Source organism: Proteus columbae, from assembly GCF_009914335.1.
GTDB lineage: Bacteria > Pseudomonadota > Gammaproteobacteria > Enterobacterales > Enterobacteriaceae > Proteus.
In genome coordinates this window covers 3,514,788-3,538,941 of sequence record NZ_CP043925.1, presented here as the reverse complement: position 1 = coordinate 3,538,941, position 24,154 = coordinate 3,514,788, and the positions used below count along the sequence as shown (strand labels likewise).

Below are 24,154 nucleotides of genomic sequence, written 5' to 3'. Positions count from 1 at the left end.
ACACATAATAAAAGGATAGGAAAGTATGTCAGACGATATTTTTGACGCCATTATTGTGGGTGGTGGACTTGCTGGTGGTACTGCTGCCTATGTATTAGCACAAGCAGGGTGTGATGTTTTAGTTGTAGAGCGAGGTAATTTCGCTGGCAGTAAAAATATGACAGGTGGACGTTTATACGCGCACAGCCTTGAAAAAATCATTCCCAATTTTGCCCAAGAAGCACCTGTTGAACGCTTGGTGACGCGTGAAAAAATTTCCATGCTAACGGAAACAGATGGTGTGACTTTAGATTATCAACACACGCAACAAGAAGAGGAAGCTGCACGCTCTTATACCGTATTACGTTCTTCATTTGACCAATGGTTAATGGAAAAAGCAGAAGACGCTGGCGCACAAGTGATCACGGGTGTTCGCGTTGATGAAGTGTTGGTGAAAGAAGGCAAGGTGTGTGGTGTAAAAGCAGGTGATGATGAAATTGAAGCCCATGTGGTTATCCTCGCTGATGGTGTTAATTCATTATTAGCAAAACAATTAGGTATGACACAAAAAGTTAACCCTCACACTGTGGCGGTAGGAGTTAAAGAGTTATTGGAATTCACGCCACAACAAATGGAAGACCGATTTGGTTGTACTAATGATGAAGGCTTAGCTTGGCTTTTTGCTGGCGCACCATCAGGTGGATATTTAGGTGGCGGATTCTTATATACCAATAAAAATACCGTTTCTTTAGGTCTTGTTTTAGGGCTACATAATGTCGATAAATTCGAAAAAACGGTTCCTCAATTATTAGAAGATTTTAAACAACACCCTGTTGTTGCACCACTTATCAAAGACGGCAAATTATTAGAATATTCAGCGCATATGGTGCCAGAGGGTGGCATGAATATGGTATCTGAATTAGTGAAAGATGGCGTATTAGTGGCGGGAGATGCCGCAGGTTTTTGCCTTAATGTCGGCTATACCGTAAGAGGAATGGATTTAGCGATTGCTTCAGGTGAAGCGGCTGCAAAAGCGGTATTAATGGCGAAAGAGCAAAACAGTTATAGCCAAAAAGAATTAAGTTGCTACCAATCTTTATTAAATGACAGCTTTGTGATGAAAGATATGAAGTTATACAAAGACTTACCTTCTTTCCTTGATAATACAAGATTCTTTACGGATTACCCGCAAATGGCGGCTAATGTAATGCATGATTTATTTGTGATTAATGGCCCAGAAAAACCAGTGCGTAAGAAAATACTGTCTCAAGTTAAGAAAGTGGGTGTAATGAACTTAATTAAAGATGGGTTTAAGGGGGTACGTTCTTTATGAGTCAAGTCAACGTAGACGTTAAATTAGGCGTCAATAAATTTAATGTGGATGAAGAAAATCCACATATTGTGTTAAAGGATGATATCGATCCTGCACAATTTGACATCTTAATGAAAGCTTGCCCTGCTGGGTTATATAAGAAAGATGAAAAAGGACAATACCTTTTTGATTACGCGGGCTGTTTAGAGTGCGGAACTTGCCGTGTTTTATGTGGTGAAACAATTTTAAAGAAATGGGAATATCCATGTGGCACTTTAGGCATTGAATTTCGTTACGGTTAATGTAACAACACCAATCCCCCTTTAGCGTAACCTCCAAAATTTTAACTAGAGGGGGAGATAATTAGTCTATTTATCTTAACGAATGTATTTTTCGATATTCTGAAGGCGTCATAAAAAATTCGGATTTAAACTTTCGACTTAAATTAGAAATATCGCTAAATCCGCATTCATAAGCTAATTGTGTAATATTTTTCTCTGCCAAGAGAGGATTAACTAAAGCCGCTTTATAATTCTCAAGGCGTTTTTGGTAGATCCAACGAAGTACAGAGGTATTTTGTTCTTTAAATAACATCTGTAAATAGCGCACAGAGATCCCACAAGCATTTGCACATTGATTAACACTTAAATCTGGATCGGAAATATGTTGCTCTAAATAGTGCTGGGCAAAATAAAACAGTGTTGATCTTCCTAAGCTTTGAGGTGGAGTTGCAATACTGTATTCACTGAAAGCAGACGTAATTAAATTCAATAAAATATCGGAAAGTTGTTGTGCATGTTGTGGTGGCATTGAGTCTAAGAACGGAATATAGCGCATCACAAAGCTATAAACGAGGGAGCCTGTAATGCTATTGCCTCGTATTGCTCTTGCAGTAAGATTTTGGGTATTACCTAAACGTGATGCTAGTTTCTCCCTTGGGATCAAAATTTTAAATAATGAGTAATCGTTATCAAAAGACCATGATACGGGTCTTGCCATATCAAAAATACAAAAGTCTCCTTGCCGTAGAAATGCGGTTCTTCCATCTTGAGTAAGATGGCTAGTTCCTGAACGCTGTATCTCAATTTGAAAATGCTCTTCCAAGCTAAGTTTATGAGTTAAAGGACGGCTACTCGCCCAGTGACCATTAGACTCTAGCTGAATAAAGCGAATATTTGTCACCTTCTGCTCGACAATGTTGGCATAAAATCGAGAATGAGGAGGCAATTCGACTTCATTGCATTCATAAGACGATAAAAAGCGGTCTTTTATTGTATCCCTGAATACGGAAAACCGATCTACGTCAGGGAGCTCCCGAGTCGTAAACATGCTTTTCATAGTACGCCCACTTTTATTGAAAGTATTTTTGTTGTGTTGCTATCAATCTAGTATAAAAACGACTTAAACCAGGTTGAAATAGAATAATGTTTTTATAACTTTAATTTTAAAATTAGAATAGTAAGTTTAAATAATTATTAACGGAGATATTCATTATCTTTCTTGTTAATAAATTGAAGACAATATATTTAAAAATTTTTAATTTATTTAAACTAACATCATGTAAATTATAGAATTAATTTATAGCATTTTTTATGCTAGCATTTCTATGCTATTAATCCTAAGTTAATTTCCTATCTTTAGAGAGAGATCTCATAAATAAATTAAGAGTGATTCTTATTAATATCTTATTTATTTCATTCTTTTCAGAGTGTGAGTTAATATGGATTTTATGTAATTTAAATAATGGCTTGTTAATAAGATGATTTTTTATGGTTAATAATGTAATTTATTTTTAAGATGCGTTAGTAAGATAATTATAGATAATAAATATTTTTTTATTATAAAAAATATTTAGCTAAAAGTAATAAAACTCTTTAAATATTAGTTATTAATAATAACCATTTTTCTATATCAAAGAGAGTTTTATTAAATAAACGTGCTATATCATTAAGAAAAGAATAGTGATTGAATTATTGATGCAGTGTAGGGCAATAGGTGCGATTAATGAACGAGTTCCTATCCTTACTAAACAAAAGATAACTCCCACAATAAAAATAAGAATAAATGTAGAGATTGATTCATATTGATAGTGCATAGTTGAAAATAGCAGTGAAGAAAGAATAATCGCTATCCATTTTCCTGTATTGCCATACCACATGCCTGCATTTAATAGAAAACCTCTAAAAATGATCTCTTCAGTAATCGGAGCAATAAACATAACAGCAAGGGCAAACAGGAAGAAAGCAAATCCTGTAATGGGTTCAACCTCGGCTATCCATGAATCATCGTCAGATCCTAAAAACATGCCGATAAATAATAATCCCAGTAATGCTAAGACAGGAGCTTTTAATGTTCGCCATTGAAGTCGGCCTAATGGCATTAATGTAATGTGTTTTTGATAGGCAAACCAAATAATTAGGCAGTAGGGAAGGTAAATAAAAAAGCTCACCAATGAGATGATATAAGTCGATTGATACAGTGCAATAGGTGAAGGCGTTAGCAATAGGCTAAAAGAGGAAAAGAAGTAGCCTATAAAGGCAAGTACGCAGATGACTGAATGGTAAACTCGATCTTTGGGAAATTCCATTTATGCTTGTCCTTGGGGAGGTAATCAGATAAGTAATTTGTTTTATTTATTATGCATGATAAAAATAATTTTTGTGTTAATGTAATAAATATAAATAACTTATAGCTAATATAAGGCTAAATTTTGAAAGAAAATCTTTTACAGGCTATCCTCGATTGGATTGAAGAAAATTTAAATAGTCCTTTATCTCAAGATGATGTTATAAAAAAATCAGGATACAGTAAAAGGCATTTTCAAGATTTGTTTTATCATTTTACTGGTAAGACGATTGCTAGATATATCCTCGCGAGACGTTTATCGTTGTCTGCAACTTTATTACGATTAACAAGTTTATCTGTATTAGATATATCGATTATTTATCAATTTAATTCTCAACAGAACTTTTCAAGAGCTTTTAAAAGATACTTTAAAATAACACCAAGTGCTTACCGGAGCTGTGCATACTGGGATTTTACTGATTATATACCGCAACACAAATATTTAACTTTCCCTAACTTAATGAATAGTGAGAGCTTTGTTTGTCTGTTACCTTCTGAAAATGAGGAAAGTGTTTTTTATGTTGATATTCCTTTTGAGCTTAAGGCAAAAGTTACTCGAACGGGATTAGGTTTTAAGAATAAAAATAAAATAGATAAATTAAAAAGCTTAATAAAAAATAGTTCTGAAATTTATTTAAACGTATATTATAGATGTGAAAGAACTACCTCCACTAAGAACATTTTAGCTGTATATAATTTTTTTGAATTTACTAATAAACATGAAACCTTTGTTTCTACAAATGGTGATAGGTATTATAAATTTTCATTTTATGGTACATGGGATGAATATCTCATATTATCTAATGTTATTTATTTTAGAGAGCTATCAAAGTTAAAGGCTAAAAAAAGAGATAGCTATGATATTGAAGTTTTTAATATCAACGATATGAAAGATAAAAGTAATATATGTTCATTAGATTATTTCGTTCCTGTAGTATGATTTTTTAGTAATTTTTTAGGTGTTGTATTGTAATATTCTTTAAATTTTTTTATGAAATATGAAGTTGTTTTATACCCTAATTTATTTGATATAGTATTGATATTTAAATTTGTTGTTGTTAATAAATTTATAGCATGTTCCATTCTTGTTTTTGTTAATATTTTAGTAAAGCTTGTTTTTTCAGCCTCTAGTTTTTTTCTTAAAGATGATGTTCCAATATATAGCCTTTTACTAATATCTTTTATTGTCCACTCATAACTTAAATCTTCACTAATGATATTGATGATTTTATTTGTATATGATGAGTTATACATCTCATAGATAAAACCCATCATATTTATTTCTAATCCGCTCAATAAGCATGCTATTTTTAATATATATTCATGTTCTATTTTATCAGACGTGACAATTTCATTGTTAAATTTACTTTTTAATTTATTAAATAATAGAATATCTTCTGGTTGAGCCTTTTTTATTAAAATATTATTTTCAATATTCTGCGCATTCTCTTTTAATCTAAGATGGTTAGAGGCAAGGTTTATTTTTAACGCATCTCTAAGAATATCACAAGATAAATAAAGTAAGGTTGGTTTATTTATATTAGAAAAATATACATCGAACTTTATATCTTTTGATATTAGAGCAATACTATTTTTATTTATTGATTTTTTAAAGTTATTTGTTTCTATTCGTATTTCGCTGTCTTTTGTTAGTAGCATAATGTAATTAGATAGGGTTAAGTTTTTTAAATGAAAATAGTAATCTTTCATGTAAATAGACTCACTTTAATCCAAATTAAATTAGTTAAATAGTAATGATAAATATTAATGATCAGTCTATGGTTTTATTTTTATAAATGAAATTACATTTATCGCAGGGTGGCAAATAGTGATATTTATTTATCTTTTAGTGTTATTTTTTGTGTGAACCAGCTTGGTTAAAGACTAATTTTTTCAAGGTTACTTACATGAATGTGAGTATAACTTTGATTATAAGGATGTGTTTTAACATTTTTGGCGATTTAATTAAAAGTTGTGGCAATTTATCTTTTTTTCTGTGAGCTATTTTGTTGATAGATATCTTGTTTGTTATTTTGTGGCATTTATTTATTTGTTTGTTTGATTTGGGGCGTGAGGCTAGGTGATACACTGAACTTAAGTGAAATTGTATTTGTAGTATTTCTATCTTTATCCCTGAATTAGGTAATTAAGATGTATGGCTGGAATATTAATTATGTAATAGGAAACGAGGTTAAAGCTATAAGGAAGGCTAAAAAACTGACAGGGATTAATATGTCAAAGAAAATGAATATAAGTCAACAACATTATTCTCGCCTAGAACGAGGTGATGTTAAATGGAGCGTTTCTACACTAATAGAAGTTTGCTTTATTTTAAATATTTCCATCCTTCATTTTATAAAAATATTAGACAGTAAAAAGAGAATAATTATTGATTGTAATTGTGAATATATTCACAAAGATAAAAAAATGTAAATGTAAGGAGAATGAAAAAGGAAAGAATATCATTTTGTAACTAATTCTTAATAAAGAAATTTTTAAATAAACAGCAAGTATCTTCTGTTTAGAGGTTCTATTCTAATGCTAGGTAATTATTATGAAATTTATCTTTTCTGAAAAAAATTCAGATATACAAGTGCAGTTAAATCCGCATGCAAAGCATGTAATAACGGCAAAGCCAAATGAGGTTTATCAATTATTTGATTCTGAAACAAATCTTTCACCACTAGATATTAAAGCACTTCGTAAATCGGATGATCTTATTTTATCTAGTAAAGAACAAGATCTTGAAGTTGTAATTAAAGATTTCTGGGAAGAATGCAAACCAGGAGAGCAACAGTGTTATGCAACTTTAAATGTCTTAGATCAAAATGGGGTAATGGGGGAAGCCACTATTACTCAAGATGGTCCTGTTTTAGAGCATTTAGTTGCTGGTGAAACCGGTACTCTTTCTGATAATGATGATGGAATTGGCCTATTTTTATGGGTTGCGGGTTCTATCGGTAGTGCATTAGCGATCTTTTTAGCTAATAGAAATCATGGTGGTGACAATAAAGGTAATGATGCAGATGTCACTGCACCAAGTAAACCGGGATTAACCGCTGAAGATGATGGTTCTGTTTCTATCGATTTACCAAAAGATGCAAACAAAGGTGATTCTGTAGATGTTACTTTTGAAGATGAGAATGGTAACTCAAATACTGTCACACTAGAGAAAGACGATAATGGCTGGACATCAAGCAATCCGGACTTGATTCCTGATACAGATAACGATCATGTCACTATTCCTAATGACAAGATAAAAGATAATAGCGACGTTACCGCAAGTGCAAAAGATCCGAGCGGTAATAAAAGTGATGACGTTACTGTAACAGCAAAACCAGATCCTGTAACAGATGTACCAGTTTTAAGTATTCCAGAAGTAGAGGATGGCTATGCAAATGCGGATGAACTGAAAGACGGTTTACAAGCAGAAGTCACCTTGCCAGAAGGTACTGTGGAAGGCGCAGAAATTACGCTAACCATCACTCGTCCAGATAACACCACTGAAACTATTACACATACCGTCACGAAAGATGAAGTCGTGGCAGGCAAAGTGTCAATAGATATTCCGAAAGATGTAGTACAAAACGGCCAAAACAGTGTTGATGTTAGTATAACTCAAGGAAGTAATCCGCCGAAACAAGGGAATAAAGTGGAATTTGCTGCCGATACTCAAATTCCAGGCGATACCGACGGTAACGGCGTGGTGGATACAACACCGGTAGTGACTATCCCAGAAGCAGCAGATGGTGTAAATGCCGACGAGCTAAAAGACGGCGTACAAACCGAAGTGACTGTGCCAGCAGGCAGTGCGGAAGGGGATAAACTCACCCTGACGATCACCAAACCTGACGGTAGCACTGACACTGTTGAACACACGCTGACAGCAGATGAAGTGACAGCGGGTAAAGCCGAGGTAACTATCCCTGCGGATAAAGTGACGGCTGACGGTAACTACTCTGTTACGGCTGAAATCACCGATCCAGCGGGTAACACCAGTGGAAAAGGTCAACCAACTGACTTTACTGTTGATACGCAAATTCCGGGGGATACCGACGGTGACGGTGTGGTAGATACAACACCGGTAGTGACTATCCCAGAAGCGGCAGATGGTGTGAATGCTGAAGAGTTAAAAGACGGCATACAAACCGAAGTGACTGTACCGGGTGGTAGCGCTGAAGGGGATAAACTCACTCTAACAATCATCAAACCTGACGGTAGCACTGACACTGTTGAACACACGCTGACAGCGGATGAAGTAGTAGCGGGTAAAGCGGATGTCACTATTCCAGCGGATAAAGTGACAGCAGACGGTAACTACTCTGTTACGGCTGAAATCACCGATCCAGCGGGTAACACCAGTGGAAAAGGTCAACCAACTGACTTTACTGTTGATACGCAAATTCCAGGCGACACTGACGGTGATGGTACCGTGGATGCGACTCCTGTAGTCACGATCCCAGAAGCAACCAACGGTGTAAATGCTGACGAGCTAAAAGACGGTGTACAAACTGAAGTGACCATACCGGGAGGCAGTGCGGAAGGGGATAAACTCACCCTGACGATCACCAAACCTGACGGTAGCACTGACACTGTTGAACACACACTGACGGCGGATGAAGTGACAGCGGGTAAAGCCGAGGTAACTATCCCTGCGGATAAAGTGACGGCAGACGGTAACTACTCTGTTACGGCTGAAATCACCGATCCAGCGGGCAACACCAGTGGAAAAGGTCAACCAACTGACTTTACTGTTGATACGCAAATTCCGGGGGATACCGACGGTGACGGTGTGGTAGATACAACACCGGTAGTGACTATCCCAGAAGCGGCAGATGGTGTGAATGCTGATGAGCTAAAAGACGGCGTACAAACCGAAGTGACTGTGCCAGCAGGCAGTGCGGAAGGGGATAAACTCACCCTGACGATCACCAAACCTGACGGTAGCACTGACACTGTTGAACACACACTGACGGCAGATGAAGTAACAGCGGGTAAAGCCGAGGTAACTATCCCGGCGGATAAAGTGACGGCAGACGGTAACTACTCTGTTACGGCTGAAATCACCGATCCTGCGGGCAACACCAGTGGAAAAGGTCAACCAACTGACTTTACTGTTGATACGCAAATTCCAGGCGACACTGACGGTGATGGTACCGTGGATGCGACTCCTGTAGTCACGATCCCAGAAGCAACCAACGGTGTAAATGCTGACGAGCTAAAAGACGGTGTACAAACCGAAGTGACCGTGCCAGCAGGCAGTGCGGAAGGGGATAAACTCACCCTGACGATCACCAAACCTGACGGTAGCACTGACACTGTTGAACACACACTGACGGCAGATGAAGTGACAGCGGGTAAAGCCGAGGTAACTATCCCCGCGGATAAAGTGACGGCAGACGGTAACTACTCTGTTACGGCTGAAATCACCGATCCAGTGGGTAACACCAGCGGAAAAGGTCAGCCAACTGACTTTACGGTCGATACAGTTGCACCTTCAGCACCAGAATTAAAAGCAGAAGATGACGGCTCGGTGTCTATTGAACTGCCAACGGATGCCAATAAAGGCGATACCGTTGAAATTACGTTTGAAGATGAAAACGGTGACAAACATACGGTGACCTTAGAAAAAGGCGACAATGGTTGGACATCGGATACCCCTGCTTTAATTCCGGATAGCAATGGTGATAAAGCGACGATCCCTGCGGATAATGTAAAAGACAACAGTGAAGTAACGGGTGTTGCCAAAGATCCAAGCGGTAATGAAAGTGATCCTTCGACTGTAACTTCAAAAACAGATGGTGTTACCGATGCCCCTGTGTTGACTATCCCAGAAGTGGCCGATGGTTATGCGAATGCAGATGAACTGAAAGACGGTTTACAGACCGAAGTGACCTTGCCAGCAGGCACCGCAGAAGGTGCTGAAATTACGCTGACCATTACTCGTCCAGATAACTCCACTGAAACGGTCACGCACACTGTCACGAAAGATGACGTGGCGGCAGGCAAAGTGTCAATGGATATTCCGAAAGACGCAGTACAAGACGGTCAAAATAGCGTGGATGTCAGTTTAACTCAGGGAAGTAATCCGCCGAAACAAGGGAATAAAGTGGAATTTGCTGTTGATGGACAAATTCCAGGCGACACTGACGGTGATGGTACCGTGGATGCGACTCCTGTAGTCACGATCCCAGAAGCGGCTAATGGTGTAAATGCCGACGAGCTAAAAGACGGCGTACAAACTGAAGTGACCGTGCCAGCAGGCAGTGCGGAAGGGGATAAACTCACCCTGACGATCACCAAACCTGACGGTAGCACTGACACTGTTGAACACACACTGACGGCGGATGAAGTGACAGCGGGTAAAGCCGAGGTAACTATCCCTGCGGATAAAGTGACGGCTGACGGTAACTACTCTGTTACGGCTGAAATCACCGATCCAGCGGGTAACACCAGTGGAAAAGGTCAGCCAACAGACTTTATGGTCGATACAGTTGCACCTTCAGCACCAGAATTAAAAGCAGAAGATGACGGCTCGGTATCTATTGAACTGCCAACGGATGCCAATAAAGGCGATACCGTAGAAATTACGTTTGAAGATGAAAACGGTGACAAACATACGGTGACCTTAGAAAAAGGCGACAATGGTTGGACATCGGATACCCCTGCTTTAATTCCGGATAGCAATGGTGATAAAGCGACGATCCCTGCGGATAATGTAAAAGACAACAGCGAAGTAACGGGTGTTGCCAAAGATCCAAGCGGCAATGAAAGTGACCCTTCAACTGTGACTTCAAAAACCGATGGTGTCACCGATGCACCAGTGCTGACTATCCCAGAAGTGGCGGATGGTTATGCGAATGCAGATGAACTGAAAGATGGTTTACAGGCGGAAGTGACCTTGCCAGCAGGCACTGTAGAAGGTGCAGAAATTACACTGACTATTACTCGTCCAGATAACACCACTGAAACTATTACACATACCGTCACGAAAGATGAAGTAACTGCGGGCAAAGTGTCAATGGATATTCCGAAAGGCGCGGTACAAGACGGTCAAAATAGCGTAGATGTCAGTTTAACTCAGGGAAGTAATCCGCCGAAACAAGGGAATAAAGTGGAATTTGCTGTTGATGGACAAATTCCAGGCGACACTGACGGTGATGGTACCGTGGATGCGACTCCTGTAGTCACGATCCCAGAAGCAACCAACGGTGTAAATGCTGACGAGCTAAAAGACGGTGTACAAACTGAAGTGACCGTGCCAGCAGGCAGTGCGGAAGGGGATAAACTCACCCTGACGATCACCAAACCTGACGGTAGCACTGACACTGTTGAACACACACTGACGGCGGATGAAGTGACAGCGGGTAAAGCCGAGGTAACTATCCCTGCGGATAAAGTGACGGCAGACGGTAACTACTCTGTTACGGCTGAAATCACCGATCCAGCGGGTAACACCAGCGGAAAAGGTCAACCAACTGACTTTACTGTTGATACGCAAATTCCGGGGGATACTGACGGTGACGGCACTGTAGATACAACACCGGTGGTGACTATTCCAGAAGCGGCAAACGGTGTGAATGCTGATGAGTTAAAAGACGGCGTACAAACTGAAGTGACCGTACCGGGTGGTAGTGCTGCGGGTGACACTCTGACACTGACTATTACCAAACCTGATGGCACTACTGACACCGTTGAACACACATTGACAGCGGATGAAGTAACAGCGGGTAAAGCGGATGTCACTATCCCAGCGGATAAAGCAACTCCGGATGGCAATTATTCTGTGAAAGCAGAAATTACCGATCCTGCGGGCAACACGAGTGGTCAAGGTCAAGCAACCGACTTTACTGTTGATACGGTTGCACCATCGGCACCAGTATTAAATGCAGAAGATAACGGTTCTGTTTCCGTTGAACTGCCGGGGGATGCCAATAAAGGTGATACTGTTGAAATTACGTTTGAAGATGAAAACGGTGATAAACAGACTGTAACAATGGAGAAAGGGGATAATGGCTGGACATCTAGCGATCCTAATTTGATCCCAGACAGTCAAGGTAATAACACTACTATTCCGTCTGATAATGTAAAAGATAACAGTGAAGTGACCGCAATTGCTAAAGATCCAAGTGGTAATGAAAGTGATCCGGCAACAACAACATCTAAAACAGATGTGTTACCGACAGTGAGTATCAGTGTTGATACAACATCAACGGATAGCAAAGGGGATAAGATTAGTGCAGATGCCTCTGTTTCCGGTGAAGTAACAGAGGTTCCTGCAACCGTTGAAGACACAGATGGTACTACCGGATTAGTGTATACCGTTGCTTTAGATTCTGTTGCAGCACAAGATGTGACTGTGACAATAACCTTAACAAATGGTGTGGGTCATGCCAGTGCGCCAGATTATTCAACGCTTGCAGGCTCTCAGCACGACGGAAAAATTGTCCTGCATGGTGACACAGGCAAAGTAACGTATGATGGTGCATCAACAGTAACGGTTGTTATTCCTGCTGGCTCTAAGAGTGTTTCATTTATGGTTGATCCAACAATGGAAGCTAACCAAAATGCATTTAATGCCGAGGGTATGGAAAAAGTGGTTGCAACCATTACGGGAACATCTGACAACGCTACAGCCGCAACAGATATAGTAAATAATGCGGGTGCTTCAGCAACGGGTGTTATTTATGATGGTAACCCGATTTCATTACGTAATCTGGATGGTGATTTTACGCTGAAATATTCGTTATCCTCATCTAAAGCGGGAACAAACGATTTTGGATATACCATCGGTGCTAACAGCGGTGATGCTGATCCTATGTTAACAACTGATTATAACGATACAATTTATGTTGGTTATTATCAGGATGGTAGCGAAACTTCATCATACAGCAATGTGGCTAACTCTTCAGATAATGGACCTGATGGTACAAAAACAGATGGTAATCAAAGTATTACAACTGTTGATTTAGGGGCTGGTGATGACCTGATGGTGGTTCGCGGTAATATGTTAGCCAATACCCGAGTCTATGCTGGTGAAGGTAATGATACTTTTACTATGGATGGTATGAATACGGCGTTGCGTGTTATGTATGCTGGCAGTTATCTCTTTATGGAATCTGGTGATGACACCGTTACGATTAAACGTACAGGGGTAACAAATGCTGGTCAAATCTATCTTGGCTCAGGCAGTGATACTTTTACCCAAGGGGATGCTAATTCTCAAAATAATACCGAATTATCTGGTTTATTAGATCTGGGGAGTGGTACTCAAGCTAAGTCAAATCTGCCAAAAGAGTATCTTTCTGTTTATCAGGATGGTGGCAATTTCAGTCTGGGTAATGACACTAATATTGACGCAGTTACAGATGTTAATACCGTCACTATTTATGGCTCTGTATCCGGTGAAATTTTAGGTGGATATGGTAGTGATAATATCACTATCACTAAAAATCTGACTGGTAATGTTTCTGTCGGTGATAATGCCGATACCTTAACTGCTGGATGGATTTATGGTGGTGCTACTGTTTCTATGGGGGATGGTAATGATACTGTTACCGTTACTGAGGGAGCATATAACGCCACTATTTCACTAGGGGCGGGTGATGACGTATTTGATTCCACTAGTGCAACTTTAGGTTCAGCTGCGACAACCATTGATGGTGGTGAGGGGAATGACACAATCAAAATTGGCACTATTTCAAATGGTAATATAACCATTGATGCGGGTGCTGGTGATGATATCGTTGTTCTGACAAAAGACTATGATACCAAACCTATTGGTAATCAAGGTTCCATTAACGGTGGAGAAGGTAGTGATACTCTGGTTCTGGCAGGTAATATTTCTGTCAATCTGGCGACAGGGAACAATGAAGGTATTACTGGCTTCGAGAAAGTTGATATGACTGTTGGCAGTGTTCTGAAAGTAGATAATGCATCTCAAACCGTCAAATTAACAGCATCGGATGTATTGGGAATGAATGCAAATTCAACGATTTATATTTCCGGTGATGCTAATGATAAAGTTGATTTAGGGGCTGACGGAGTTAACACCTTAGGGACATTTACCGCTACAGCCACAACAACTAAAGCAACTGCATTAGATGGCACTGAGCATACTTATACGCTTTACAGTAGTGCAAGTGGTGCTAATGTCTATATCGATAATAATATTATTGATAATGGAGGTGTTTTCTAATTATCTGTTTTAATTAAATCTAAGGCTGCTCGTTCGAGCAGCCTTATTATCCAATCATAAATTTCTATATTTAGATTGTATTTTTTATTAGAGGTAATATCTGTGTTTTCTATAAATAAACTCAAAATAATAACGTTTGTTATTTTTGGAGGCGTATTATTTAATTCACATGCGAATTCTTTAAAATATATATTAAATAACTCATTAAATAATGCGCCCGAGTTATTAGAAGCTAAAGCCGATATAGATATAGCGGTTGCAAGAGTTAATCAGGCTAGGGCTCAACATTTTCCCGTAATAAGCGTCATTGGAAATAAATTATTAGGACAATATCATCGTGATGAAAGTGATTATGATAATAATAGTTTTACTCCAGGACTAAGAGGAGAATTAAATCTCTATTCTTTTGGTGGAATAGAAAATGATGTTGAACGTAATGAAAAAGAACAGCTCTATTATCAATTTAAATATAGCGAAACGAAAGAAAATGTCGCTTACACCATATCAGATCTCTATTTAAAAGCATTGTTAGCCAAAGAATCTATTGCGGTAAAGAAAAAAAGCTTAGATAGGCATAATAGAATTATCTCTGAATTAAATGTGATAGCCCGTAATGATGAAGGACGTGTTTCTGAATATGTTCAGGCAGAAGCAAGAAAAATATTAGTAGAACAAGATATTAATTATTATGAAAAAGAATTAATGACAACGCTGAGTACGTTATCAAAATATACAGGGTTTCCGGTTGGAGAGAGTGATCTTGTCAATCCTTTTGATGGAATGACAGTCAGTGATATGTATAGAGAATTCACTGCGGAAAATAATAATCAAAATCCGGCCTATCTTGTGAGCCAAGCCGATATAGACGCTAAAAAAATGGGCGTTAAAGTTGAAAATAAAAAACAATTACCAAGAATTAATTTAACTGGAAATATAACTAAAGATGATCGTCAGATAGGTATTGATGTGACATGGGATATTATTAATTTTTCATCATTATATTCTGTTGATGAAAAAGTAAGTCAGTTAAATGCGGCTCAACAGCGAATGGATAGGGTTATTCGAGATATTGAAGAAGCAAGACGCTTATCTGTAATTAATATTCAAAAAAGTACTCAAAAATTAAAGATATTAGATGCACAAATTTTATCATCGACAAAAGTCGTCGATTTTTATCAATTGCAATTTAATGTTGCTCGCCGTTCTTTGTTAGATGTTTTGAATGCAGAAAAAGAGCTATCTGATGTTGAATTATCTTATGCCACCACATTGAGTGATCTTAGGTATGGAATGCTTGATTATTTATATGCGCAAGGAACACTTTCTCGCTGGGCACTTAATTCACTCGCACATTAATAAATTAAGGTAAATATTGTAGTTATGAAATTGATCATAGAAGGTCTTTCTCTTACAACTCAGTTATTAGGCACACATTTATCCGTGGCTACACTGACTGCGCATACAATCCGTACCGCAAAGATGGGAATTGATTTTTCATCACTGGTTGAATATCTGAAGAGTGAAGGATTTGAAAATACATTATCACAACGTTTATTAGATGATATTCCCTCTCTGGCTATGCCAGTATTATTATTATTAAAAAATGAAGAGAGTGCCGTTTTAACAGAAATTTCATTTGATGAAACTGGGCAGCGTAAATATAAAATTCAGCAAGTCGATGGTTTATCTGTTTGGTTAACTCAATCAGAATTAAATGAAAAGTATTTAGGTTATTGTTGGTTTATTAAGCCTCGTATCGCAACAGATGTACGTTCAGAATTGCCCGAATATACGATGCCTAAGGCATGGTTTTTTAAAGTTATTTGGCGCTTTAAAAAATATTATTATCAAATTATTTTTGCTACTTTTGTAATTAATTTTCTAGCACTTGTTAGTTCATTATATGTCATGAATGTTTATGACAGAGTAATACCAAATAAGTCATATCAAACTCTCTGGGTTTTAAGTATTGGTGTAATTATCGCGATATTATTTGAATTTACAGCAAAGATGATCCGAGGACGATTAACGGATATTGCGGGTAAAAAGGCTGACCTAATTATCAGCTCGGCTTTATTTAGAAAAGTGACAAATCTTAAATTACAGGAAAGGCCTATATCATCTGGCTCCTATGTTAATAATTTACGAGATTTTGAATCTGTCCGTGATTTTATGACGAGTGCAAGTTTATTAACATTAGTTGATATGCCTTTTTTAATTTTATTTGTCTCGGTCATTGCACTGGTTGGGGGAAGCTTGGCTTTGGTGCCACTTACGATAATTCCACTGGTTATTATTGTTGGACTTTTAGCTCAGCTCCCTTTATCAAAATATATTAATGAATCAATGAAGGAATCATCTCAAAGACAAGGATTAGCAGTAGAAGCGATTGAAGGCATAGAAACGTTAAAAACGAATAACGCAATGAATTGGGCACAAAAGCGTTGGGATTATTACACGGCAAAAACAGCTTCCTCATCAATGAAAGTTAAAAATATCAGTAATTTTGTTATTTATTTTGCTGTTATGATGCAACAGTTAAATACGATATTTTTAGTTATTATCGGTACTTATTTAATTCATAGTGATGATCCCGCAAATAAAATTACGATGGGGGCGTTAATTGCAACGGTTATTTTATCCGGTAGAGCATTATCACCATTAGGGCAAATTGCGGGTTTAGCTATACGCTTTCAACAGGCTTGGGTCGCCTTAAAAGGTGTAAACGGTATTGTTGAAAGACCTTCAGAACGTGAACCTGATAGGAAATATATTACGTTAAAACAAATGAATGGAAATATAAAATTCCAAAATGTTTCATTTGCTTATAATCAAGATAGTAGCAGTGTAGTGAAAAATTTATCATTTGAAATAAAGCCAGGTGAAAAAGTCGGAATACTTGGGCGTATTGGCAGTGGTAAATCAACGACTTTAAAATTAGCCACTGGGTTATATCCGACGGAACAAGGGAACATCACACTAGATGATGTCGATATTCGCCAAATAGATCCTCATTATTTGCGTAATCAGGTGTTGTTATTAGAGCAGGAACCAAGATTATTTTTAGGTAGTTTAAGAGAAAATCTTGATTTAGCTCGTATGGATGGTTTTTCTAGTGATCAAGATTTGATTGTAGCACTAAAGCGATTTGGTTTAGATAAAGTCATTAAAAAGCATCCAAGAGGCTTAGATATGTCCTTGGGGGAGAATGGGTTAGGTCTTTCTGGTGGGCAAAAACAAATTGTTGCTTTGGCTAGAATGACGATGAGAAATCCAAAAGTTGTCTTACTTGATGAACCAACAACGGGACTTGATCAATATTCAGAAATTCAGGCATTAAATGCCATTTCAGCATGGTGTCGTGCAAGAACATTATTGGTTGTTACTCATCGACCTCAGGTTCTGAGTATCGTCAACCGAATAATTGTTGTTGATAACGGTAAAGTGGTGATGGATGGCCCCAGAGATGCGGTCTTACAACAGTTAGCTAAAAATGAAAAAGAAAAACAAATAACTGTTCACTCAAAAGCCAAAACAGATAAGTAAGATTGAGAATGTTGAAATGAATGAATTAAATAAAAAACAAGTGACATCGCCAAGTCATCCTAAAGAGGCTTTTTCTAATAAAGATTTAGCACTTCTAAATGACTTACATGCAGCGCTTCAGCACGAAAAACATCATAAGAGCTTTATGATGATCACAATGTTGCTGATTTTTCTGATTATTTTTGTTATTTGGGCATGGAACAGTAGTCTTGAAGAAGTTACTCGTGGGCAGGGTAGTATTATTCCCAGCAGTCGAGAGCAGATCATCCAGACATTAGATGCTGGTATATTAAAAAGCATGGAGGTAAAAGAAGGGGATATTGTTGAGAAAGGACAAGTATTGTTGACTCTAGATGATACCCGTTCATCGGCTATTTTAAGGGAAAGTGAAGCGAAAGTTGATAATCTGGAAGCAATCCGAGCAAGACTTAAAGCGGAGGCATATTCTACTGAACTAAAATTCCCTGAGGGATTAGCCGCTGATTTAGTGGCGCGTGAAACAACGGTATACAATATACGTAAAGAGGCACTGGAGTCAGGGATAGATAATTTACAAAAAAGTAAAGCCTTATTAGACAGAGAGATTGCAATAACAAGGCCTATTGTTGCACAAGGTGCGATGTCAGCTGTGGAATTGTTGCGAATGGAGCGACAGTCAGCCGATATTCAATCTCAGATAAATGAAAAGAAAAATAAATATTTAACGGAAGCAAGTGCTGAGTTAGTTAAAACAGAAGCCGAATTAGCTCAGGCAAGGGAAAATATGGCAGGGCGTGCTGATCCGGTCGAACGAGCATTAATACGGGCTCCATTAAGAGGTATAGTCAAAAATATACGTATTAATACTGTTGGCGGAGTAATTTCAGCAGGGCAGGATATTATGGAAATTGTCCCATTGGAAGACCAACTATTAGTTGAGGCTTATATCAGCCCGAGAGATGTTGCTTATGTCCGTACAGGAATGCCTGCATTAGTCAAACTAACTGCTTATGATTACGCTATTTATGGTGGATTGGAAGGTATTGTTACTTTAGTTAGCCCAGATACATTGCATGATCAAAAGAGACCTAGTGATTTAAAACTCAATCAAGATGAAGCTTTTTATCGTGTGTTAGTCACTACACAGAGTAGTCATCTTACTGACAAAAACGGAAAGGAATTACCTGTCATTCCAGGGATGATTGCTGGTGTGGATATTAAGACGGGTGAAAAAACAGTATTCCAATATTTGATTAAGCCAATAACTAGGATGAAACAAGCATTACAAGAAAGATAATTCTATTTTTAATATTATGCAGTCTTGTTCATATAATAAGGCTGCATTAGAAATAATATTTTAAGAGAACAAGAAAAGTCATAATGCAATAAAGGGATTGTCTCGTTTGAAAAGAGATATTGAAAATTATGAAGAGTAGAAAGCAAAAAACCAGCCCTAAGGCTGGTTTTTCTAAAGATGGTGCCCGAACTCGGAATCGAACCAAGGACACGGGGATTTTCAATCCCCTGCTCTACCGACTGAGCTATTCGGGCTAACGAGGCGCATTAAACCGTATTCAGCGTGATGCGTCAACGTCTTTTTAATAAAAAATGCAAAAATAAGTTTGTTTGCTTTCTTTTTACTCTATTCGAGTTTAAATTTTCATCATAAGCGTTTTTTTAGCAAAAAATGCTTAAATAACAATCAGTAAAGATATTCACTTTTTTGCATATCAAAGAGAAAACCTTCTCTTTTTTTGATGATTAAATTTGTTTTTTGCTACTCTACAGATAGAAATTGAGTACAAACAAAAAAACAGATCATTTTTCTCGTTTTCTAACGCTTACAACTAACTTAATGCACCATTTTTTCGGCATTGAGCAATCTTAAGAATATCTTCTGCCAATAATTTTGCTGTAATAATATCATCAGCATGATGATTCACCATTAAACGACTTAGACAGCCTTCTAAGATGAGTTCCATCTGTTTGGCAACTAATTCACTGTCTTCGATATCAAGCTCGCGTAGTAGCGTTCTAGAGTAATCAAATGAGCTTTGTTTTTGGCGTTGGCTTAATTGGTGGATTTGAGAGTGCTCATCAGGATATGCGCTACAAGCAGCAACAAATAAACAACCTGGGAATCGGTTTTTTTCTAAACGCATAGCGAGTTGATCGTAACGTGCCAGTAGTTTTTGTTCGATAGAGAGCTCTTCATCTAACATTACTTGGCGTTGCCAAATGTCAATTTGCTGTCCATGGTGGCGAAGACAATCAAAAATCAATGCATCTCTATCAGGCCAGAAAGGGTGAAGATCAGATTCGTTGATACCCGAATCTTGAAGAAGCTCAGGTAAGGTTGCAGCTAAGCCATATTGCTCTAATTGGATAAGTACGTGGTCTAATAACGCTTCACGTTGCACGGAAATCTCCTTAAATCACGTTGTCGCGAGAACATCATAATTAGCAGACTTTAGCTAAAAATGAAAGCGAGGAGCGATAAGCTAAAATGAAAATACCCCATCTTGGCCGACAGGGTATTTTCTTATTTTTTATTTCTTTTAAGTGCTAAGCACTTTTTTGCAATGTTTTAATTTTTTACTTCAAACTACAAAATCATACCGCCGAAGAGGAAACCAAATCCGACAGCTAATACCACACCAATAGTACCTGGGATAAAGAATGGGTGGTTGAAGACTAATTTACCGATACGAGTTGTACCTGTGTCATCCATTTGAACTGCTGCAACCAATGTTGGGTAAGTTGGCAGAATGAACAGACCAGAAACCGCAGAGAAAGAAGCAATTGCAGTTAATGGAGTTACACCTAATGCTAAAGCCATTGGCATTAACGCTTTCGCTGTTGCTGCTTGAGAATATAACAGAGCAGAACAGAAGAAGAAGATAACTGCTAATAACCAAGGATGGCCAGTGATTAAGTCACCCGCAGTCAGTTTGATCCAATCGATGTTACTTGAAACGAAAGTATCACCTAACCATGCAACACCCAGAATACAGATACATGCACTCATACCAGCTTTAAAGGTACTTGAGTTTAGGATGTTGTCAGTTTTCACTTTACAGAAGACAGTGATCAGTGTTGCAACACTCAGCATGATGATAAGAATAGCGTTAGTCGTATTCATCAGTGGAGTTTTGACAATACCTAAGCTTGGGCTGTTGATAATTGCATAAGTTACAACACACAGAACACCCAGTAGGAACAGCATTACAGATGATTTAGCACCTGGTAATGTTTCTCTACGTTCTTGGCTACCACGTAATTCAACCAGACCTTGCTCTAAACGCTCACGATAGACAGCATCATCAGACAGTTTTGAGTTAAATACCCAAGACACGATAAATGACATCAGAATGATAGCAAGGAAAGTTGCTGGTAATAAGATAGACAGCAGAGTGATATAACTTACAGTGTTACCTTCACCCACCATTGCTGGGTTTTCCATGACAGAAGCCATGTAAACAACAGCCGCAGAGATAGGAGATGCAGTAATACCGATTTGAGCTGCAACAACACCGGTTGATAAAGGACGGCAAGGTTTGATGCCTTGTTCTTTTGCAACTTCAGCGATAACTGGCAGTGTTGCTAAAGAGATGTTCCCTGTACCTGCAAATAGAGTTAAGAAATAAGTCACAATAGGCGCAAGAATTGTGATGTATTTTGGATTGCGTCTTAACAGTTTTTCAGTTTGGCCAACAAGATAATCCAAACCACCAGCAACCTGCATCGCAGAGATTGCGGCAATAACAGCCATAATGATGGAGATAACATCAAAAGGGATTGAACCAGGTTTAACACCGATAGCAGCTAAAACTAAAACCCCTAAACCACCGGCAAACCCGATACCAATTCCCCCAAGTCTCGCACCGAGGAAAATGGCCAGCAGAACGATAATCAATTCTACGGCTAACATAGCGTTTACTCCTTGAGATAATTAAAAAAATGAGAAAGATAAGTTAAATTTTTGTTTTTACAATCAAGTAAAAAGGCACGTCCCTTAAAGAGTCCGTGCCTTGTATTTTTAAGAGCTCATTCTTATGTTTAACATGGTTATGTTATGAAACATAATTATTAATCATCAAAGCGTTTTGCTTTGTAAGCCGGGTTTTTTAAGTTCTCAACAGAGAAGATATCATCCAGTTGTTCTTCGGTTAATAAACCACGTTCTAGAACAACTTCACGTACACTCTTACCTGTTTCTGCACAAATCTTACCAACGATGTCGCCGTTATGGTGACCAATGAATGGGTTCAGATAAGTAACGATACCGATTGAGTTAAATACGAAGTGTTCACAGATTTCTTTGTTCGCAGTGATACCATCAACACATTTTTCTACTAAGTTACGGCAAGCGTTGCTTAATAGAGAGATTGATTCGAACATTGCTTGACCAATTGCAGGTTCCATTACGTTTAATTGTAATTGACCAGCTTCAGCTGCCATAGTGACACAAGTGTCATTACCGATAACTTTAAAGCAAGCTTGGTTTACAACTTCTGGAATTACTGGGTTTACTTTAGCTGGCATGATTGAAGAACCTGCTTGTAGTTCTGGAAGATTGATTTCTTTCAGACCTGCACGAGGACCAGAGGACAGTAAACGTAAGTCATTACAGATTTTAGACATTTTTACAGCTAAGCGTTTTAATGCGCCGTGAACCATTACATAAGCACCACAGTCAGAAGTTGCTTCAATTAAGTCTTCTGCTGGAACACAGGCTAAACCAGTTACTTCTGCTAATTTTTTAACAGACAGTTCTTGGTAACCAGGTGCTGTATTCAGACCAGTACCGATAGCTGTTGCACCTAAGTTCATTTCTAACAGTAACTCAGCAGTGCGTTTCAGGTTTTTGATTTCTTCTTTCATCAGTACAGAGAAAGCGTGGAATTCTTGACCTAAAGTCATTGGTACAGCGTCTTGTAATTGAGTACGACCCATTTTCAGGATGTCTTTGAACTCAACTGCTTTTCTATCAAAACCAGCTTTCAGCAGTTCGATAGATTCTGTTAATTTGATAATAGAGTTATAAACCGCTACACGGAAACCACAAGGATAAGCGTCGTTTGTTGATTGGCTCTTATTGACGTGGTCATTTGGGTTCAGGTATTGGTATTCACCTTTTTGATGGCCCATTAATTCCAGACCGATGTTTGCGATAACTTCATTGGTATTCATATTTAATGAAGTACCTGCACCGCCTTGGAATACATCAACTGGGAATTGATCCATGTGTTTACCTGTTTCTAATACTACGTCACAGGCTTTGATAATCGTATCAGCGATTTCACGAGGAATAGTGTGAAGCTCTTTGTTTGCTAATGCAGCAGCTTTTTTCACCATTACCATACCGCGGATGAATTCTGGAACATCATTGATGGTACGATCACTGATGTAGAAGTTTTCAATTGCACGTAAAGTGTGGACGCCGTAGTAAGCATCAGCAGGAACTTCTCTTTTACCTAACAGGTCTTCTTCGATACGAGTTTTATTTGACATGAGAACCTTCTTATTAAAATTTTAACTGTCTAGTTATGCGCTTGTTAATAAAATATATCGTTAACGGTTAATAATGTAATATAACTTACCGTTTTGCTTGGTACTGACACGATCATATTCGGGTTGTGAACAAATACCTTTAAGCTGGATCACTTTATACGTAAATAACCTCTAAATATTTTCTTTTTGTGATCTATCTCATGGATTTTACAGTTCTACTTCTCTTTTTAACGCCCCTTGAAAAGGAGTGTTAGGCTCCCCATTATTATGTAGATAAACTAAGAAAAAGCGAGTTCGTAAACCATCACCTTAGATGTAGTTCACACTCCTTTCTATTAATAATATGAATCTTTTTTTATAAAAAGGAGAACCAAGTGCGTTGGCTCCCATTAATTGTTATCTGCCTTCTTATCTATATAGAAGCCGTTATTTTCGTCAATGTGGCATCTTCTATTGGCGTTCTTACAACACTATTCCTTGTGGTGTTGACTTCTTGTGTTGGTGTCTCACTGGTAAAAAATCAGGGCGTAAAAAATATTGCTTCAATGCAACAAAAACTTGCAGTGGGTGAAGTGCCAGCAGCAGAAATGGTGAAAAGCGTTTCATTAATACTGGCAGGTATTTTACTGTTAATCCCAGGCTTTTTTACAGATTTCTTGGGCTTGCTGTTGTTATTACCACCATTGCAAGCGCTATTAGTGACGAAACTGATCTCTCGAATTCAAATTTATTCAGCAGGTCATGGTCAAAGTGGATTTTCTTCTAATCAGAATGGAACAACCTTCGAAGGCGAGTTTCAGCGTAAAGAGGATTCACCGAGTAACCAACTGAATAATAAGACGGAAGATCAGGATAACGACCATTTTTCTGACAAAAAATAATTAGCCCAAAGCATAATCAACTGAAATGGGGAAAATTTGAAAAAAAATCACACTTCTCCCCTTGAAGTTTTACTGGATGCCCCCACCTGTATCGTCATGGTACTGGTTCATCTTGGGCAC

At 38.1% G+C, this 24,154-nt stretch carries 15 protein-coding genes and 1 tRNA gene; 9 read left to right on the top strand and 7 right to left on the bottom strand.

Translation table 11 applies throughout. The features are described from left to right. Window positions 1–25: 25 nt before the first annotated feature. Together F1325_RS16545 and F1325_RS16540 are read left to right on the top strand one after the other, a co-directional pair. Window positions 26–1,312 carry an FAD-dependent oxidoreductase gene (locus F1325_RS16545; RefSeq protein ID WP_109373300.1) on the top strand — a complete coding sequence of 429 codons (1,287 nt, stop codon included), beginning with the start codon at window positions 26–28 and terminating at the stop codon, window positions 1,310–1,312. Beyond that, entirely contained in the window at window positions 1,309–1,593 is a 285-nt protein-coding gene (locus F1325_RS16540) for a ferredoxin family protein (RefSeq protein WP_109373301.1), read from the top strand. Before F1325_RS16545 ends, F1325_RS16540 begins: the two co-directional genes overlap by 4 nt. Before the next feature lie 70 nt (window positions 1,594–1,663). On the opposite strand, the gene F1325_RS16535 is transcribed toward F1325_RS16540, so the two are convergent. Together F1325_RS16535 and F1325_RS16530 are read right to left on the bottom strand one after the other, a co-directional pair. Then, window positions 1,664–2,629, bottom strand: coding sequence for a helix-turn-helix domain-containing protein (locus F1325_RS16535; RefSeq protein ID WP_109373302.1), 966 nt, complete (start codon window positions 2,627–2,629; stop codon window positions 1,664–1,666). Window positions 2,630–3,230: 601 nt separating this feature from the next. Further along, entirely contained in the window at window positions 3,231–3,878 is a 648-nt protein-coding gene (locus F1325_RS16530) for a CPBP family intramembrane glutamic endopeptidase (protein ID WP_109373303.1), read from the bottom strand. A gap of 123 nt (window positions 3,879–4,001) precedes the next feature. Between F1325_RS16530 and F1325_RS16525 the strand changes: the two genes are divergently transcribed. Next, window positions 4,002–4,856 (top strand): helix-turn-helix domain-containing protein, encoded by an 855-nt coding sequence (locus tag F1325_RS16525; protein ID WP_109373304.1) that lies wholly within the window; start codon window positions 4,002–4,004, stop codon window positions 4,854–4,856. Here F1325_RS16525 and F1325_RS16520 read toward each other — a convergent pair. Beyond that, a complete protein-coding gene (locus F1325_RS16520) occupies window positions 4,835–5,626 on the bottom strand; it encodes a helix-turn-helix transcriptional regulator (protein ID WP_109373305.1) in 792 nt (263 codons plus the stop codon). The genes F1325_RS16525 and F1325_RS16520 overlap by 22 nt on opposite strands. 441 nt (window positions 5,627–6,067) lie before the next feature. On the opposite strand from F1325_RS16520, the gene F1325_RS16515 reads away from it, so the two are divergent. From F1325_RS16515 to F1325_RS16480, 5 genes are all read left to right on the top strand, one after another. Further along, window positions 6,068–6,349, top strand: a complete 282-nt coding sequence (locus F1325_RS16515) for a helix-turn-helix domain-containing protein (protein WP_109373306.1) — start codon at window positions 6,068–6,070, stop codon at window positions 6,347–6,349. 121 nt (window positions 6,350–6,470) lie between these two features. Next, window positions 6,471–14,114, top strand: coding sequence for an Ig-like domain-containing protein (locus F1325_RS19445; RefSeq protein WP_244313530.1), 7,644 nt, complete (start codon window positions 6,471–6,473; stop codon window positions 14,112–14,114). Window positions 14,115–14,216: 102 nt separating this feature from the next. Continuing rightward, window positions 14,217–15,470, top strand: a complete 1,254-nt coding sequence (locus F1325_RS16490) for a TolC family protein (protein WP_160230724.1) — start codon at window positions 14,217–14,219, stop codon at window positions 15,468–15,470. Between the two features lie 24 nt (window positions 15,471–15,494). Further along, a complete protein-coding gene (locus F1325_RS16485) occupies window positions 15,495–17,660 on the top strand; it encodes a type I secretion system permease/ATPase (protein ID WP_160230723.1) in 2,166 nt (721 codons plus the stop codon). Between the two features lie 16 nt (window positions 17,661–17,676). Continuing rightward, window positions 17,677–18,936 (top strand): HlyD family type I secretion periplasmic adaptor subunit, encoded by a 1,260-nt coding sequence (locus F1325_RS16480; protein ID WP_109374259.1) that lies wholly within the window; start codon window positions 17,677–17,679, stop codon window positions 18,934–18,936. A 178-nt stretch (window positions 18,937–19,114) separates the two neighbouring features. Here the strand turns inward: F1325_RS16480 and F1325_RS16475 are convergent. From F1325_RS16475 to aspA, 4 genes are all read right to left on the bottom strand, one after another. Beyond that, window positions 19,115–19,190, bottom strand: a tRNA-Phe gene (locus tag F1325_RS16475). A 296-nt stretch (window positions 19,191–19,486) separates the two neighbouring features. Beyond that, window positions 19,487–20,059, bottom strand: a complete 573-nt coding sequence (dicD, locus tag F1325_RS16470) for a division control transcriptional repressor DicD (RefSeq protein ID WP_109374260.1) — start codon at window positions 20,057–20,059, stop codon at window positions 19,487–19,489. Window positions 20,060–20,244: 185 nt separating this feature from the next. Then, a complete protein-coding gene (locus F1325_RS16465; RefSeq protein ID WP_098941860.1) occupies window positions 20,245–21,570 on the bottom strand; it encodes an anaerobic C4-dicarboxylate transporter in 1,326 nt (441 codons plus the stop codon). Window positions 21,571–21,728: 158 nt separating this feature from the next. Further along, complete coding sequence (aspA, locus tag F1325_RS16460; RefSeq protein ID WP_109374261.1) at window positions 21,729–23,153, bottom strand: aspartate ammonia-lyase; 1,425 nt, start codon at window positions 23,151–23,153, stop codon at window positions 21,729–21,731. A gap of 374 nt (window positions 23,154–23,527) precedes the next feature. Between aspA and F1325_RS16455 the strand changes: the two genes are divergently transcribed. Beyond that, window positions 23,528–24,034 (top strand): FxsA family protein, encoded by a 507-nt coding sequence (locus tag F1325_RS16455; RefSeq protein ID WP_109374262.1) that lies wholly within the window; start codon window positions 23,528–23,530, stop codon window positions 24,032–24,034. The last annotated feature ends 120 nt before the right edge of the window (window positions 24,035–24,154 follow it).

Bases quoted from the DNA above. Each gene is read 5' to 3' on its own strand.
- F1325_RS16545 (WP_109373300.1), top strand. From the start codon at position 26: ATGTCAGACGATATTTTTGACGCCATTATTGTGGGTGGTGGACTTGCT.
- F1325_RS16540 (WP_109373301.1), top strand. From the start codon at position 1,309: ATGAGTCAAGTCAACGTAGACGTTAAATTAGGCGTCAATAAATTTAAT.
- F1325_RS16535 (WP_109373302.1), bottom strand. From the start codon at position 2,629: ATGAAAAGCATGTTTACGACTCGGGAGCTCCCTGACGTAGATCGGTTT.
- F1325_RS16530 (WP_109373303.1), bottom strand. From the start codon at position 3,878: ATGGAATTTCCCAAAGATCGAGTTTACCATTCAGTCATCTGCGTACTT.
- F1325_RS16520 (WP_109373305.1), bottom strand. From the start codon at position 5,626: ATGAAAGATTACTATTTTCATTTAAAAAACTTAACCCTATCTAATTAC.
- F1325_RS16515 (WP_109373306.1), top strand. From the start codon at position 6,068: ATGTATGGCTGGAATATTAATTATGTAATAGGAAACGAGGTTAAAGCT.
- F1325_RS19445 (WP_244313530.1), top strand. From the start codon at position 6,471: ATGAAATTTATCTTTTCTGAAAAAAATTCAGATATACAAGTGCAGTTA.
- F1325_RS16485 (WP_160230723.1), top strand. From the start codon at position 15,495: ATGAAATTGATCATAGAAGGTCTTTCTCTTACAACTCAGTTATTAGGC.
- F1325_RS16480 (WP_109374259.1), top strand. From the start codon at position 17,677: ATGAATGAATTAAATAAAAAACAAGTGACATCGCCAAGTCATCCTAAA.
- F1325_RS16465 (WP_098941860.1), bottom strand. From the start codon at position 21,570: ATGTTAGCCGTAGAATTGATTATCGTTCTGCTGGCCATTTTCCTCGGT.
- aspA (WP_109374261.1), bottom strand. From the start codon at position 23,153: ATGTCAAATAAAACTCGTATCGAAGAAGACCTGTTAGGTAAAAGAGAA.